Source organism: Methylobacterium terrae (assembly GCF_003173755.1).
Taxonomy (GTDB): domain Bacteria; phylum Pseudomonadota; class Alphaproteobacteria; order Rhizobiales; family Beijerinckiaceae; genus Methylobacterium; species Methylobacterium terrae.
Map to the genome: position 1 here is coordinate 3343169 of NZ_CP029553.1, position 14271 is coordinate 3357439.

At 68.3% G+C, this 14271-nt stretch carries 13 protein-coding genes, 1 tRNA gene and 1 pseudogene; 13 read left to right on the top strand and 2 right to left on the bottom strand.

The genetic code is table 11. The features are described from left to right. Positions 1-3 precede the first annotated feature (3 nt). From DK419_RS15385 to DK419_RS15420, 8 genes are all read left to right on the top strand, one after another. Positions 4-1116: a carbon-phosphorus lyase complex subunit gene (locus tag DK419_RS15385; protein ID WP_109959847.1), complete on the top strand. Its 1113-nt coding sequence runs from the start codon at positions 4-6 to the stop codon at positions 1114-1116. Next, on the top strand, positions 1113-1988 hold the full coding sequence (locus tag DK419_RS15390) for an alpha-D-ribose 1-methylphosphonate 5-phosphate C-P-lyase PhnJ (RefSeq protein ID WP_109959848.1): 876 nt from the start codon (positions 1113-1115) through the stop codon (positions 1986-1988). The genes DK419_RS15385 and DK419_RS15390 overlap by 4 nt, the downstream gene beginning before the upstream one ends. After that, a complete protein-coding gene (locus DK419_RS29490; protein ID WP_245442454.1) occupies positions 1981-2718 on the top strand; it encodes a GNAT family N-acetyltransferase in 738 nt (245 codons plus the stop codon). The genes DK419_RS15390 and DK419_RS29490 overlap by 8 nt, the downstream gene beginning before the upstream one ends. Then, entirely contained in the window at positions 2715-3488 is a 774-nt protein-coding gene (gene phnK, locus DK419_RS15400) for a phosphonate C-P lyase system protein PhnK (protein ID WP_109959849.1), read from the top strand. The genes DK419_RS29490 and phnK overlap by 4 nt, the downstream gene beginning before the upstream one ends. Beyond that, positions 3488-4204 carry a phosphonate C-P lyase system protein PhnL gene (phnL, locus tag DK419_RS15405; RefSeq protein ID WP_109962329.1) on the top strand — a complete coding sequence of 239 codons (717 nt, stop codon included), beginning with the start codon at positions 3488-3490 and terminating at the stop codon, positions 4202-4204. The genes phnK and phnL overlap by 1 nt, the downstream gene beginning before the upstream one ends. 29 nt (positions 4205-4233) lie before the next feature. Then, positions 4234-5370 carry an alpha-D-ribose 1-methylphosphonate 5-triphosphate diphosphatase gene (locus tag DK419_RS15410; protein WP_109959850.1) on the top strand — a complete coding sequence of 379 codons (1137 nt, stop codon included), beginning with the start codon at positions 4234-4236 and terminating at the stop codon, positions 5368-5370. Further along, positions 5370-5900, top strand: a complete 531-nt coding sequence (phnN, locus tag DK419_RS15415; RefSeq protein ID WP_208642200.1) for a phosphonate metabolism protein/1,5-bisphosphokinase (PRPP-forming) PhnN — start codon at positions 5370-5372, stop codon at positions 5898-5900. Before DK419_RS15410 ends, phnN begins: the two co-directional genes overlap by 1 nt. Before the next feature lie 134 nt (positions 5901-6034). Next, entirely contained in the window at positions 6035-7573 is a 1539-nt protein-coding gene (locus DK419_RS15420) for a CYTH and CHAD domain-containing protein (protein WP_109959852.1), read from the top strand. A 24-nt stretch (positions 7574-7597) separates the two neighbouring features. On the opposite strand, the gene rlmB is transcribed toward DK419_RS15420, so the two are convergent. After that, positions 7598-8446, bottom strand: a complete 849-nt coding sequence (gene rlmB / locus DK419_RS15425; RefSeq protein WP_109962330.1) for a 23S rRNA (guanosine(2251)-2'-O)-methyltransferase RlmB — start codon at positions 8444-8446, stop codon at positions 7598-7600. A gap of 129 nt (positions 8447-8575) precedes the next feature. On the opposite strand from rlmB, the gene DK419_RS15430 reads away from it, so the two are divergent. Beyond that, positions 8576-8651: transfer RNA gene (locus DK419_RS15430), tRNA-Glu, on the top strand. A 79-nt stretch (positions 8652-8730) separates the two neighbouring features. Further along, entirely contained in the window at positions 8731-9237 is a 507-nt protein-coding gene (locus DK419_RS28630; protein ID WP_162561241.1) for a hypothetical protein, read from the top strand. A gap of 1506 nt (positions 9238-10743) precedes the next feature. Here DK419_RS28630 and DK419_RS15440 read toward each other — a convergent pair. Continuing rightward, positions 10744-11061: pseudogene (locus tag DK419_RS15440) on the bottom strand (transposase); the annotation flags it as partial. 167 nt (positions 11062-11228) lie between these two features. Here DK419_RS15440 and DK419_RS15445 point away from each other — a divergent pair. Genes DK419_RS15445 through DK419_RS15450 form a run of 3 tightly spaced genes read left to right on the top strand, consistent with a single transcriptional unit; the run spans position 11229 to position 14064 of the window. Further along, positions 11229-11444 (top strand): helix-turn-helix domain-containing protein, encoded by a 216-nt coding sequence (locus DK419_RS15445; RefSeq protein ID WP_109959854.1) that lies wholly within the window; start codon positions 11229-11231, stop codon positions 11442-11444. Beyond that, positions 11444-11818 carry a hypothetical protein gene (locus DK419_RS28635; RefSeq protein WP_162561242.1) on the top strand — a complete coding sequence of 125 codons (375 nt, stop codon included), beginning with the start codon at positions 11444-11446 and terminating at the stop codon, positions 11816-11818. Before DK419_RS15445 ends, DK419_RS28635 begins: the two co-directional genes overlap by 1 nt. After that, entirely contained in the window at positions 11815-14064 is a 2250-nt protein-coding gene (locus DK419_RS15450) for an AAA family ATPase (RefSeq protein ID WP_109959855.1), read from the top strand. Before DK419_RS28635 ends, DK419_RS15450 begins: the two co-directional genes overlap by 4 nt. The last annotated feature ends 207 nt before the right edge of the window (positions 14065-14271 follow it).

Here is a 14271-nt window from a genome sequence, read left to right on the forward strand (position 1 = left end):
GCCATGTACGTGGCCGTGAAGGGCGGCGAGGCCGCCATCGCCAGCGCGCACCGGCTGCTGGCCGAGGCCCGCCGGGGCGACACGAGCGTGCCCGAGCTCTCGGTGGCGCAGATCCGCGAGCAGATGGCGCTCCTCGTCGACCGGGTGATGACCGAGGGCTCGCTGCACGATCCCGACCTCGCCGCGCTCGCCCTCAAGCAGGCCCGCGGCGACCTGATCGAGGCGGTGTTCCTGGTGCGGGCCTACCGCACCACCCTGCCCCGCTTCGGCGCCTCCGAGCCGGTCGAGACCGGCGCCATGACCCTGCACCGGCGCGTCTCCGCCACCTACAAGGACCTGCCCGGCGGCCAGGTGCTCGGCCCCACCTTCGACTACACCCACCGGCTGATCGACTTCGCGCTCGCCGCCGGGGGCGAGGTGCCGTCCGCCGAACAGGCCGAGCCGCTGGCCGACGCCGCCCACGCGCCGCGGGTCACCGACCTCCTCGGCCGGGACGGGTTGATCGAGCCCTCCGCCCCCGACGACGGCACACCCCCGGGCGACCTCACCCGCGAGCCGCTCGACTTCCCGGCCGACCGGGCGCTCCGGCTCCAGGCGCTGGCGCGCGGCGACGAGGGCTTCGTGCTCGCCCTCGGCTACTCGACGCAGCGCGGCTACGGCCGCACCCACCCCTTCGTCGGCGAGATCCGGGTCGGGACGGTGGCGGTCGAGTTCGTGCCGGAGGAGCTGGGCTTCGTGGTGCCGCTGGGCGAGATCGACCTCACCGAGTGCCAGATGGTCAACCAGTTCCACGGCAGCGCCGGGGTGCCGCCCCAGTTCACCCGCGGCTACGGCCTCGCCTTCGGCCAGAGCGAGCGCAAGGCGATGGCGATGGCGCTCGTCGACCGGGCCTTGCGCGCCGAGGAGCTGGGCGAGCCGGTCGGCGCCCCGGCGCAGGACCAAGAATTCGTGCTGGCGCATTGCGACGCGCTCCAGGCCACCGGCTTCGTCGAGCACCTGAAGCTGCCCCACTACGTCGATTTCCAGGCCGAGCTGGAGCTGGTGCGGCGGCTGCGCGCCGAGCACGCCGCCCGGCACGCAGGCCCCGAGGCCGAGATGAAGGAGGCCGCCGAGTGAGCGCCAGTTCGGAGACCGGCTACAACTTCGCCTATCTCGACGAGGGCACCAAGCGGATGATCCGCCGGGCGATCCTGAAGGCGATCGCGATCCCCGGCTACCAGGTGCCGTTCGCCTCGCGCGAGATGCCGATGCCCTACGGCTGGGGCACCGGCGGCGTGCAGGTGACCGCCGCGATCCTGGGCCGGCGCGACGTGCTCAAGGTCATCGACCAGGGCTCGGACGACACGACGAACGCGGTCTCGATCCGGGCCTTCTTCGCCCGCACGGCCGGGGTCGCCGTCACCACCCGCACCCGCGACGCGACCGTGATCCAGACCCGCCACCGCATCCCGGAGGCGCCGCTCCACGGGGCCCAGGTGCTGGTCTACCAGGTGCCGATCCCCGAGCCGCTGCGCTTCCTCGAGCCGCGGGAGACCGAGACGCGCCAGCTCCACGCGCTCGCCGAGTACGGCCTGATGCACGTCAAGCTCTACGAGGACATCGCCCGCCATGGCCACATCGCCACGACCTACGCCTATCCGGTCGAGGTCGCGGGCCGCTACGTCATGGATCCCTCGCCGACGCCGAAATTCGACAACCCGAAGATGGACGATTGCCCGGCGCTCCAGCTCTTCGGCGCCGGCCGCGAGAAGCGGATCTACGCCGTGCCGCCCCACACGCGGGTGAGGAGCCTCGACTTCGAGGACCATCCGTTCCGGGTCCAGAGCTTCGACCGCCCCTGCGCGCTCTGCGGCGCCGAGGGCGTCTACCTCGACGAGGTGCTGCTCGACGATGCCGGCGGGCGGATGTTCGTCTGCTCGGACACCGACCATTGCGAGGAGCGCCGGGCGGAAGGCCATGTCGGAACGGAGGCGACGGCGCATGCCTGACCCCACCGTCCGCCGCGCGGGCAAGCCCGACCTCCCGGCCGTGCTCGCCCTCTACGCCGAATTGAACGCCGGCCGGGTCGCGACCCTGGAGCAGGCCGAGGCGCTGCTCGCCCGCCTCGCCTCCTACCCCGATTACGGGCTCTACGTCGCGGAGGTGGACGGCCGGATCGTCGGCACCTTCTGCCTGATCGTTCTCGACAACATCGCCCATTGGGGCACGCCCTCCGCCCTCGTCGAGAGCGTGGTGGTGGCGGACGGCCAGCGCGGCACCGGCCTCGGCCGGCGGATGATGCGGGAGGCCGGCCGGCTCGCGGGCGAGAAGGGCTGCTACAAGCTCGCCCTGTCCTCGAACGTCGACGCCAGGCCCGCCCACCGCTTCTACGAGAGCCTCGGCTTCGAGCGGTACGGCTACAGCTTCCGGCTCGATCCTCCCTTCACGGATGACACGGGGCCGTCCGGCAGCGGAGAAGCCAAGGGCTTCCCCTCTCCCCGCGGGCGGGGAGAGGCTTTCGTCCCCCTCGTCGGGGACGAAAGGAGCGCGACGCGCGAGGGTGAGGGGGTATCTCCGGATGAGGCTCCTCCGGAAGCACCCCCTCACCCTCGCTCCGGCTGCGCCTGCGCTCACTCCGTCGACGACAAGGTCGCCGGAATCCTCTCCCCGCCCGCGGGGAGAGGGGAATTCCCGCGCCTTTCGCTGTCAGCGGACAGCCACGAGGAGACGACCGCATGAGCGCCCCCCTGCTCCAGGCCCGCGGCCTGACCAAGCATTACGGCGACCGCTTGGCCTGCGCCGACGTCTCCTTCGACCTCGATCCCGGCGAGGTGCTGGCGATCGTCGGCGAGTCGGGTTCCGGCAAGTCGACGCTGCTCTCGCTCATCGCCACCGAGCTTCAGCCCGATTCCGGCAGCGTCGCGTATCGGATGCGCGACGGCGCGATGCGCGACCTCGGCCACCTCACCGAGGCCGAGCGCCGGGCCCTGATGCGCACCGACTGGGGCTTCGTGCGCCAGGACGCCGCCAAGGGCCTGCGCATGGCGGTCTCGGCCGGCGGCAATGTCGGCGAGCGGCTGATGGGGGCCGGTGCCCGGCATTACGGCCAGATCCGCGGCACGGCCCTGGACTGGCTCGCCAAGGTCGAGATCGCCGCCGACCGGGTCGACGATCCCCCGACGCGGTTCTCCGGCGGCATGCGCCAGCGGCTCCAGATCGCCCGCAACCTCGTCACCGGCCCGCGCCTCGTGCTGATGGACGAGCCGACCTCCGGCCTCGACGTCTCGGTCCAGGCCCGCCTCCTCGACCTGATCCGCGGCCTCGTCGCCGAGCTCGGCCTCGCCGTGATCATCGTCACCCACGACCTCGCGGTGGCCCGCCTCCTGTCGCACCGGGTGATGGTGATGCGGGCCGGCCGGGTGATCGAGACCGGGCTGACCGACCAGGTGCTCGACGATCCCGCCGAGCCCTACACCCAGCTCCTCGTCTCCTCGGTGCTCGCCGCATGATGCCCGATACGAATCCGCCCGCGCTCGAATTCCGCGACGTGGCCAAGACCTTCACCCTGCACCTGCGCGGCGGGGTGCAACTGCCGGTGATGGGCGGCGCCGACCTCGCCGTCCATCCGGGCGAGTGCGTGGTGCTCGGCGGGCCCTCCGGCGCCGGCAAGTCCTCGCTCCTCAAGATGGCCTACGGCAATTACCGCTGCGACCAGGGGCGGATCCTGGTGCGCGAAGGTGAGACGGTGATCGACGTCGCCGCGGCCTCGCCCCGGGAGGTGCTGTCCTTGCGCCGCCGCACGATCTCCTACGTGTCGCAGTTCCTGCGGGTGATCCCGCGGGTCGGCGCCCGCGAGGTGGTGGCCTCTTCCGGCCGCGAGGGCGGCCTGGCGGGAGATGTCGCACTCGCCCGGGCCGAGGAGCTCCTGTCCCGCCTCAATCTCCCCGAGCGCCTGTGGGACCTGCCGCCCGCGACCTTCTCAGGGGGAGAGCAGCAGCGGGTCAACATCGCCCGCGGGCTGATCGCCGAGCGGCCGATCCTGCTCCTCGACGAGCCGACCGCCTCCCTCGACGCGCGGAACCGCGCCGTGGTGGTGGAGCTGATCCGCGCCCGCCAGGCCGCCGGGGCGGCGCTGCTGGGCATCTTCCACGACACCGACGTGCGCGAGGCGGTGGCGACCCGGGTGGTCGACGTCACGGCCTTCCGCCGGCAGCACGCCGCTTGAGACATACGCTGAGAGAACTGGGGACCTCCATGCAAGACCGGATCCTCGAGAACGCCACCCTGGTGCTGCCCGACCGGGTGCAGAACGGCTGGCTCGCCGTGGTCGACGGCCGCATCGCCGAGATCGGCGAGGGCCGGGCGCCGGAGCGCGGCCTCGACCTCGACGGTGACCACCTGATCCCGGGCCTCGTCGAGCTGCACACCGACCACCTCGAGAGCCACTACGCGCCCCGGCCCAAGGTGCGCTGGCATCCGCTCGGCGCCGTGCTCGCCTACGACGCGCAGATCGCGGCCTCGGGCATCACCACGGTGTTCGATTCGCTGCGCGCCGGCAGCGACCCGGACGGCAGCGGCCTGGGGCCCGAGCTGATGCAGCTCGCCGGCGCGATCGAGACCGCCAAGGGCGCCGACCTGTTCCGGGCCGAGCACCGGACGCACCTGCGCTGCGAGATCCCCTCCGCCGACCTGATGGGCACGGTGCGGGACTTCACCGCGCGCTATCCCGTCGGGCTGATCTCGCTGATGGACCACACGCCCGGCCAGCGCCAGTTCCGCGACATCGAGAAGTACTACACCTACGCCACCCGCGGCGGCCGCTCGATCACGGAGATCCAGGCCAACACCGCGATGAAGATCCGCGACGGCCGGGCCTTCAACGCGGTCAACCGCCCGGCCCTCGTCGCGCTCGCCCGCGAGCACGGCATCGCGCTCGCCAGCCACGACGACACCACCCTCGCCGACGTCGACATGGCGAGGGCCGAGGGCGTGCGGCTCGCCGAGTTCCCGACGACGCTCGAGGCCGCGCAGGCCTCGCGGGAGGCCGGCATCACCGTGATGATGGGCGCGCCGAACCTGATCCGCGGCGGCTCGCATTCCGGCAACGTCGCGGCCGAGGCGCTCGCCCGGGAGGGCCTGCTCGACGTGCTCTCCTCCGACTACGTGCCGGGAAGCCTGGTGATGGCGGCGTTCGCCCTCCCCGGGCGCGTGGGGTCCATCACCCTGCCCGACGCGATCGCCACGGTCACCGCCAACCCGGCCCGGGCGACCGGCCTCGACGATCGCGGCGCCCTCGCCTCCGGCCTCCGGGCCGACCTCGTGCGGGTGCGCCTCGCCGCGGACGTGCCGGTGGTGCGCCAGGTCTGGCGCCAGGGCCGGCGGGTGGCGTGATGGCCGGCGGCTTCGTCCTCGTCGTCGGCCCGAGCGGGGCCGGCAAGGACACCCTGCTGCGGCTCGCCCGCGAGGCCCTGGCGGGGGATCCCCGCTACGTCTTCCCGCGCCGCCTCGTCACCCGCCCGCCCTCGATCCACGAGGACAACGAGGCGATCGGCGAGGAGGAGTTCGCGAAGGGCGAGGCCGAAGGGCGCTTCGCCCTGTCCTGGCGCGCCCACACGCTCGGCTACGCGCTGCCGGCCTCGAGCGCGGCGCTCGCCCTCGACGGGCACGTCGTCGTCTGCAACGTCTCGCGCCGGGTCGTGGCCGAGGCGCGCCGGCGCCTGCCCGGCGTCACCGTCGTCGAGGTCACGGCGCCGCCGGAGGTGCTGGCCGCCCGCCTCGCCGCCCGCGGCCGGCCGGAGGACGGCGACCTCGGGGCGCGGCTCTCCCGCTCGGCCTCGGTCGTCGCCGACCTCGTGGTGGTGAACGATCGTGCGCCGGAGGCCGGGGCCGCACGGCTCCTCGCCCACCTGCGCGCGCGCTGATCTGCGTGGGGCGGTTCCGCGCGGGCAGGCCTTGCGCAACCTTCCGCCTCGTCCATGATTTCCGAACAGCCCGCGCCGCGTCGTGCGGGCCGTCCGCCCGCCGGCGGATCGAACGGGAGATCAGGACCGCCGTGATGAGCGAACCGCGCGAGACCGAGCTGAAGCTGGATGTCGAGGCCTCCGACCTCGCACGCTTGCGGGAGCACCCGCTGCTCGCCGGGGACTGGACCGAGACCGAGCTGACCTCGGTCTACTACGACACGCCCGACGGCCGCCTGCGCGAGGCCGGCTACACCCTGCGGGTGCGCCAGGACGGCGACCGCCACATCCAGACCGTGAAGGCCCGGGGGCCGGCCGCCGCCGGCCTGTTCGACCGGCCGGAATGGGAGGGCGCCGTCGCCGGGCCCGCGCCGGAGCCCGCCTTCTTCGCCGGCACGCCCGTCGCCGAGATCCTCGAGGGCGCGAAGGACCTCGCGCCCCTCTACACCTCGACCGTGACCCGCAGCACCCGCCGCCTCGGCGATACCGGACCCGCCGGCAGCCGCATCGAGGTCGCCCTCGACCGCGGCCGGGTCTGGGGGCCGGACGACCGCGTGTCGCCGATCAGCGAGCTCGAGCTCGAACTGACCGGCGGCGCACCCGCGGCCCTGTTCGACCTCGCCCGCGCGCTCGGCGCCGACGTGCCCCTGCGCCTCGGGGTGCTGAGCAAGTTCGAGCGCGGCGACGCCCTCGTCGCGGGCCGCCTCGGCCGCGCCGTGAAGGCCGAGCCGGTCGCCCTCGACCCGGAGATGTCTGCGGCCGAGGCGTTCCAGGCCGTTGCCTTCGCCTGCCTGCGCCAGATGCGCCTCAACGAGACCGTGCTGCTCGCCCGCCGCGACGTCGAGGCGCTGCACCAGCTGAGGGTGTCCCTGCGCCGCCTGCGCTCGGCCTTCTCGCTGTTCGGCGCGGTGATCGAGGATCGCCGCATGCCGGCGATCAAGGCCGAGCTGAAGCGCCTGAGCGAGCCCTTCGGGCAGGCCCGCAACCTCGACGTCTATCTCGGCAAGACCCTGCCGCGCGAGCGCGAGCGGCGCCCGGACGAGACCGGCCTCCTGATCCTGGAGCGCCATCTCGAGACCGAGCGCGAGACGGCCCACGCCCGGGTGCGGGGGGTGCTGGAGAGCCGGGAGTGGCGCGACCACCTCCTCGACCTCGTCGCCTGGATCGAGGCCGGCCCCTGGCTCGGCCCCGACAACCCGAACGCCGCCCGCCGCGACGGCCCGGCCCGGGCCTTCGCCACCGAGGAGCTGGAGCGCCGCCGCCGCCAGGTGAAGAAGCGCGGCCGCCATCTCGCCGCGCTCGACCCCGAGGCGCGCCACCAGGTGCGGATCGCCGCCAAGAAGCTGCGCTACGGCGCCGAGTTCTTCGCCGCGCTCTACGACGGGAAGAAGGCCACGAAGCGCCACAAGGTGTTCGTCGAGGCCCTGGCCGACCTGCAGGACCATCTCGGCGACCTCAACGACATCGCCACCGCCCACACGCTGGCCCTCGACCTCGCCAGGGGCGCGCCCGAGGGCGCGGTCTTCGCCGCGGGCCTCGCCACCGCCGACACCGAGGCGCGCACCGGGCACCTGCTGGCCGAGGCCGACAAGGCGCACGGGGCCCTGATCGACGTGCGCCCGTTCTGGCGCTGACGCGCCGCGCCCGCGCCTGGCGTCTCAGGCGCGGGGCATGAGGGCGTAGAGGGTGATCGCGGCGGCGTTCGAGACGTTGAGGCTCTGGATCGCGCCGCGGAACGGGATGCGGGCCATCACGTCGCAGCACTCGCGGGTGCGCTGGCGCAGGCCCTTGCCCTCGGCCCCGAGCACCACGACGAGGGGCGTCCGCGGCCCGACCGCGTCGAGGGTCTCCGGCGCCTCCGAATCGAGCCCGACCCGGGTGAAGCCGCGCTCGCCGAGCTCGATCAGGGCCTCGGCGAGGTTGCGCACCACCACGAACGGCACGTGCTCGAGCCCGCCCGAGGCGGATTTCGCCAGCACCCCGGTCACCGTCGGCGAGTGCCGGGCGGTGGTGACGATGGCGGTGACGCCGAACGCCGCCGCGGTGCGGACGATGGCGCCGACATTGTGCGGATCGGTGATCTGGTCGAGGGCGAGCAGCACCGCGTCGTCGGGCAGCGCGTCGAAGGCCGGCCCCGCGAGCGGCTCGGCCTCGAGATAGAGACCCTGATGCACCGCGTCCGGCCCGAGCAGCCCGGTGATGGCGCCGGGCTTGACGATCTCAGGGGTGATGCGCAGCTCCCCCACCTCCTCGGCGAGGCGCAGAGCTGCGTTCTCGGTGGCGAGCAGCCGCCGCAGCTCCCGGTTCGGGTTGCGCAACGCCTCCGAGACCGGGTGCCAGCCGTACAGCACCGCCGGCCCGTCATCCTCGCCCCGCGCCTCGCCGCCGGGCCGGCGCCCCGCCCCGCCCTTCTGCCCGAACCGGCCCTGCCCCGGCTTGCCGTGCCCGAACTTGCCTTGTCCGACCTTGCCCGGCCCACCCGCGCGCGGTCCCTGCCTCGTCGTCATCTCGTCGTCCCGCCCGCGTTCGAGGCCCAATCCGGTGCCGACAAGACCGAGCCCTCGTTCCCCGTCAAGCCCATCAATCCGGTTGCCCTGCCGACGGAACCCCACTATAGCTCCCCTCGCCCCGCTCGAGCGCCCTTCGTCTAGCGGTCTAGGACGTCGCCCTTTCACGGCGAAAACACGGGTTCGAGTCCCGTAGGGCGCGCCAGCAATCTCAATGAGTTAGCTGGCGCTTTGCCACGGTGCGCAGTTGTCGTTGCCGAAATCGTTGCTAAGTGGGTCGCTCTATGACACGCCCCCAGCCAACGATCACAGCGCGTTGGCCGTCCGGCCGAAACGTGCTGCCCGGCCGCGATGCACAAGCGTTCCTGAAGGATGAGGCAGAACGCCTCGGGTTCGATCCAGCCGCGATCATCCGAAGCGTCGAGAAGAACGATCCGTCGGGCCTGATGGTTCTGGCATTGCTGGGGCTGGCCCGAGAAGCCGTTTGCCCGTCGAACCGGCCGAAGGACGTGCCACGAGCACTGCTCATCGTGCGCGTTGTCGATGACCTCGTTGACGAAGGCCGTACGAAGGCTGAGGCATTTTCACTGGCGGGTCGCTACCTCGCCGAGCCCAGCCTCCGGGCTCGGCGTCAGATGGCGATTGAATTTGGGGACGACGTTGTCCTTGGAAAAGGACGAGTTCCCAAGCCGATGACGCCAAGCGCCGTGCGCTCAGCTTACCGATTGGCGAAAGAACTAATCCCTGAGCTCTGGTTCCAGCTGCCCGACGAGCAACATCATATACCTTGATCTGAGCAGGCAGCCGCCTTGGACAGGGTTCTCTTCACTTTTGGCTACCAGGGCGATCTAGACGCCGTCATGCCCCACCAGAAGCGCGAGGTGCTGTTCGGCAGGGGTGAGCTAGCCCGAGGCTGCCTGGACGCCCTACGCGAGGCCACGGTGCCGATAACGAACCGGCAGGTAGCGCAGGCCATCCTCCCGCTCTTGAGACATGATGCGCGTGATCGGAAGCTGATGACGTAGCACACGCGGCGGGTGTCGACGGCGCTTCGCATTCTCAAAGAGGATGGGAGCGTGCGGCAATCGGCGGATGGGCGCGGGAACGTACGGTGGCGACCGGCCTGAAATATATATATATCTATCAATAGCTTGGTGCAAATATTCAGGCAGAAAAGCGCGCGGGCGCGATCCTCACCCTCTTCCTCACGAAGCTGCTCCGCAGCTTCGTGAGGAAGAGGGTGAGGAAGCAGCAGGCCCATGTCAAGCGGGCAGATTGCCGCTTTCCCTCGCCGAAGTGCAATTAATTGCAAAAACGAAAAGCCCCGCCGAAGCGGGGCCCGTCATTGTTCTGAACGTATCGCGGTATACTTACTTACTAGCGGGCTTTGGAGGCGAGCTTCATACGGGCTTTGGCGCGAGCCAACCTCTCCGCGTAGAGCTTGGCAGCCTCCTCGTCCTTCACACGAGAGCCCGTGAAGAGAAGCTCGCTGGTGTAGGTCTCCGCTTCAAGCGGTCTCCTCAATGGCGGCATGGTTCTCTCCTGGCGTTGGCTGATATCTGCTACGTCCGCCCCTACCCTGTCAATGACGCTGGCCGCAGGGCCATGAACCAGAAACGGCGGTCGCATGAGTCCGTTCCCTCGTACACGACGTGGTACCCAGCAGCCTCCGCTGCCACGGTTATCAAAGCGTGTTTCCGCTGTGCTTTCTCGGGCACAGAGGGGGTAAAACTCACGCGATACACATAAGCCGGCTTAACCGTCTGGAGGAGTGCCAAAAGGCACGCCTGGACAATTTGTATCACAATGTCTCGCGCACCTGGAGGAATGAACTCTGATGCCGCGTCTCTATCCATCGTCTCATGGAATGGTGGATTGCACCAATCAGATGAACAAACAAATTTAAAACCAAACTCATAAAAATTAGTTGGTTCGCACCCCTCGCACGCGACTCCGTATCTTTCAGTGAGGTATGCTTCTATGGAGCAATCTCTGCCGTCTTGGGGGGAATAAGAAAAAGGGTAGACGACAGAATAACCTCTGACATCAAATTCAACAACGATCTTGCTGTGGTCGGGGTTGTCTTCACTCTGCAGCTCGAACATATATCACCGATATTCGACACAGAACTAGCGTAGCAAGCTTCTTTATTAAGCTGCTTGTTCCGCAAATCGGCTGCTGACAGAGGGCGAGCGCACTCACGGCGAGCCAAGGCTTCAAACTAATCACCCGAGGGGTCGAACACAATCCGAAGCGTGTGCGTTTCTATCAACGCAAGCACCGCGCTCCCTTGCTCCTTAGGCGGCAGGAGCATTCCGTTCCGACGAGCGACGTTGCCAGTACCCCTTCCAATGGCGCGACACCGGATGCGAGAGCGCGGCCCCTGCCATCACGAGGTACTGGACGCCGTTGCTCTTGCGCCGGTGATCCTCGCGCCAAGCCATCTCACCCGCGTAGGCGCCAAGGTACTGCCCGCTGATGCGGTGATGGATACCCATCTCAGCGCGGCGGAGGCGGGCGAAGTACGACTCGGCTTGGTTGGTGCGGGCCTCGCCGTCGCTGTAGCTCTCTGAGTGGTTGATGCGCTTCGTCAGGAAGCGGGCGTGGAGCTTGTCCCGCGCGGCGGCCGGAACGGTCCGTCTCCACTCCCCTCCCACCCTTTCCGCGAAAGCTGTCGGTTTTGTAGGTCATTGTCGGTTATGTCGGCCGACAATCGGGGGGCTTAACCGACACTCGCAGCGAGCATCATCCCGGCACATTCCGTTGTGCCGAGGATCATGCAATGCCGAAGCCCCCAAACATCCAGACTGACCGCGGCCCAGCGGCGGGCGTCTTCACGATAGACGAAGCCGCCGCCTACTTCAGGATCTCCCGCGCCTCTCTGTACCGGCTTATCGGACGTGGCGAGCTGAAGCGTATCCAGATTGGCGGTCGTTCGCTGATCCGTCGGGCCGACGCCGATACCTTCTTAAGCCGCTGCGCGGGGGAGGTCGCCTGATGGCTGGCAAGATGCTGCATATCTCCGAGGGCTTGTTTCCGAATAGCCTCGATACTGAAACGCTTGATGCACCGGACTATCTTCCCGGTGACGCTCAATTCTTGGATGATGATCCGACGCGAGCATTTCAGATTAGGCCGATCCTCCCATCCGAGATGCTTCCGGGGCGCCACTACACCCCGGCCGATCGAATGGTGGTGGCTAGGGCCAACGGGAAGGTTTGGTTTCGCGGCTTTGTAAGGCTCCCATCGCAAGCGAGGAAAAACACTAGAGCGAACACGAACCTCGCTCTTAAAAAAATGGCCAAGCTCACCCCGCTCGCGACGAAGCTCATCATGGCTTACGCCCGCCAAGGTGGTCCGAAGCCGGTATGAACATGCACCACCCCTCCGGCGTCCAGGAAGCCATCGCGTTCCTGAAGCTGATCGACCCGATCGGCCGCCACCACCTCGACGCCTTCCACCCCGAGACCAACGCGACCGAGGGCCGGACCTTCGAGCCCGAGGCCTGGGACGAGATCGCGGATTGGATCCGTCCGCGGATCGGCCAGCGCAATCTCTACTTCAGCGTCAACGAGCCGAAGCCCGGGGCGCCGCATAAGAAGCTGACCAAGGCCGACATCGTGGCGATCCGTTGCGTGTTCGTCGACGCCGATCCGCACGGCGACCGGGATACTGCCCGGCTCGAACTGGCGCGGCGCGCCGAGGAAGTCGAGAACGGCCCCCTCCCCGCCACCGTGTCGATCGACAGCGGCAACGGGCAGCAATGGTTCTGGAAGCTTGGGGAGAAGATCGGCGCGCTGACCGGCGGCCAGTGGGCGGAGGATCAGAGCCGGACGCTAGGCCGGCTGTTCAAAGGCGACGCGGTCCAGAACATCGACCGCATCATGCGGCTGCCGGGCACCGTCAACCTGCCGACGCCGAAGAAGCTCGCCAAGGGGCTGATGGGCGGCATGGTGCGGGTCACGCACAGCCGAGGCGTCACGTACACCCCGGAGACGCTAGCCGCCTATTGCGCGCCGACTGGTCCGCTGGAGCGCAAGGAGACCGACGCGGCGGTCCGCACCGCGATGGACGACATTGACGTCGACGAGGCTCATTCCCACGGCGATTTTGACGCGTTGCCTGACCCGCTCAAGGCGCGGCTGGTGACCGCCGGTGCGCGAGACGGGCGCTTACGGGGCATCCTGGACGGCACGATCGACCCGCCCGACGATGGGTCCGGGTCAGCCTGGCGAGCCGTGCTGGCTGCCGCAATGGCGCGGCACGGCTTCTCGGCCCAGGACTACGCCAATGTCGTCTGCGCCTGGCCGCTCGGGTACCCGCAGCACAGCGGGCTCGACGGCCTCACGCTGCGGGTCCTGTCGCGGGACTGGGGCCGCTGCGGTGCGCCGGCTTCGCAAGACACGACAGCCGAGCGCTGGTTCGACGGCGGCGCAGCACCCTTCTCCGGAGAGGGGGGAGGGTTGCTGTTCGGCATTAGTGAACCCGGCCAATCCCGGCAGGAGCAAATTGCCTGGATCGACCCGACCACATGGGAGGGCCGGGCTGTTGTCCAGCGCGAATGGGAAGTCGACAACCTGATCCCCCGGCGCGAGGTGACTCTGCTCTACGGCGACGGTGGCATCGGCAAGACCCTCGCCGCCCACCAGTACGCGACATGCGCAGCGGCCGGCGTACCATGGTTCGGCCAGAACACCCGCAAAGCGCGGGTCATGTGCTTCTTTTGCGAGGACGATGCAGACGAGCTTCACAGGCGGCAGGTCGATATCAATCGATCCCTAGGGATCGAATTCGGTGACCTCTCCGACTTAAGGCTCGTGTCGCGAAAGCATCAAGATAATTTTCTAATGACGTTGGGCCGTCACGGCGGCGAGCTGCGCCTCACCGAGGTTTGGCGCCAACTGCTCGCTGACGCGCAGGGTTTTGGTGCCGATGTCATCATCCTAGATACCATCGCAGACATATTTGGCGGTAGTGAGATCGACAGAGTTCAGGTTAACTACTTCGTTAAAACGTGCCTTGGGGGCTTAGCCCAGGGGATTGGTGGATCGGTGATGGCTCTTGGTCACCCATCACAATCTGGAAAGATCGAAGGGACGTCAGGATCTACAGCCTGGAATAACGCTGCTCGCTCCCGACTGTTTCTCCGATATCCCAAGGGCGTCGACCGTGGGGACATTCGCGAGCTTGAAGCGAAGAAGCTCAATTATGGCCCACGTGGATCCTTGCTGAAGCTGCGGTGGAAGCGTGGGGCTTTCGAGGTGATTGGTGCAAGGATGCCTGCAGGCGCCACCATATCCGTTGAGGTGCCGAGGATAGACGATACAGCCGAAGCTGCAGTTGCGGCGGCCATCATGGCTTCGCCTGACGAACGCATGTCGTTAGCTCGAAACAGCAAATACTATGCAGCAACTGTGCTGAGGCAGCGTCACCCGGATTTGCTCGAAGCTCTCACTCACAACGAAGTTCAGGAGGCCGTAGAACGTCTCCGGCAGAGCGGGCAACTGCAAGAAACCATGATAGGACGGGGAGAAAAATCGAGGTCCATAAAAGGATTGCGAATTCTTGAGGCGCTTAAGGTGGGACACGACAGAGAGCACTCAAGCATTTTTTCATAATCTGCCGTTAATACAGTGCCATAGATCCAAAGTTCAGCTAAACAGCATGACCGTTTGAGTTAATCCTGCTTTCAGGAATGTTTCTGCCTATCGCCCTCTCATTTTTTCCGGTGTAAATCCCTGGTAGAGGTTGCACATGCCCTAGATCGTAGCCGATCGCGCCCTCCTCGTTGCTCAATGCCCGGTGGGCTTCGGCAGTAGCGCAGG

Coding starts and splice junctions, on each gene's coding strand:
- DK419_RS15385 (WP_109959847.1), top strand. CDS start 4: ATGTACGTGGCCGTGAAGGGCGGCGAGGCCGCCATCGCCAGCGCGCAC.
- DK419_RS29490 (WP_245442454.1), top strand. CDS start 1,981: ATGCCTGACCCCACCGTCCGCCGCGCGGGCAAGCCCGACCTCCCGGCC.
- phnK (WP_109959849.1), top strand. CDS start 2,715: ATGAGCGCCCCCCTGCTCCAGGCCCGCGGCCTGACCAAGCATTACGGC.
- phnL (WP_109962329.1), top strand. CDS start 3,488: ATGCCCGATACGAATCCGCCCGCGCTCGAATTCCGCGACGTGGCCAAG.
- DK419_RS15410 (WP_109959850.1), top strand. CDS start 4,234: ATGCAAGACCGGATCCTCGAGAACGCCACCCTGGTGCTGCCCGACCGG.
- phnN (WP_208642200.1), top strand. CDS start 5,370: ATGGCCGGCGGCTTCGTCCTCGTCGTCGGCCCGAGCGGGGCCGGCAAG.
- DK419_RS15420 (WP_109959852.1), top strand. CDS start 6,035: ATGAGCGAACCGCGCGAGACCGAGCTGAAGCTGGATGTCGAGGCCTCC.
- rlmB (WP_109962330.1), bottom strand. CDS start 8,446: ATGACGACGAGGCAGGGACCGCGCGCGGGTGGGCCGGGCAAGGTCGGA.
- DK419_RS28630 (WP_162561241.1), top strand. CDS start 8,731: ATGACACGCCCCCAGCCAACGATCACAGCGCGTTGGCCGTCCGGCCGA.
- DK419_RS15445 (WP_109959854.1), top strand. CDS start 11,229: ATGCCGAAGCCCCCAAACATCCAGACTGACCGCGGCCCAGCGGCGGGC.
- DK419_RS28635 (WP_162561242.1), top strand. CDS start 11,444: ATGGCTGGCAAGATGCTGCATATCTCCGAGGGCTTGTTTCCGAATAGC.
- DK419_RS15450 (WP_109959855.1), top strand. CDS start 11,815: ATGAACATGCACCACCCCTCCGGCGTCCAGGAAGCCATCGCGTTCCTG.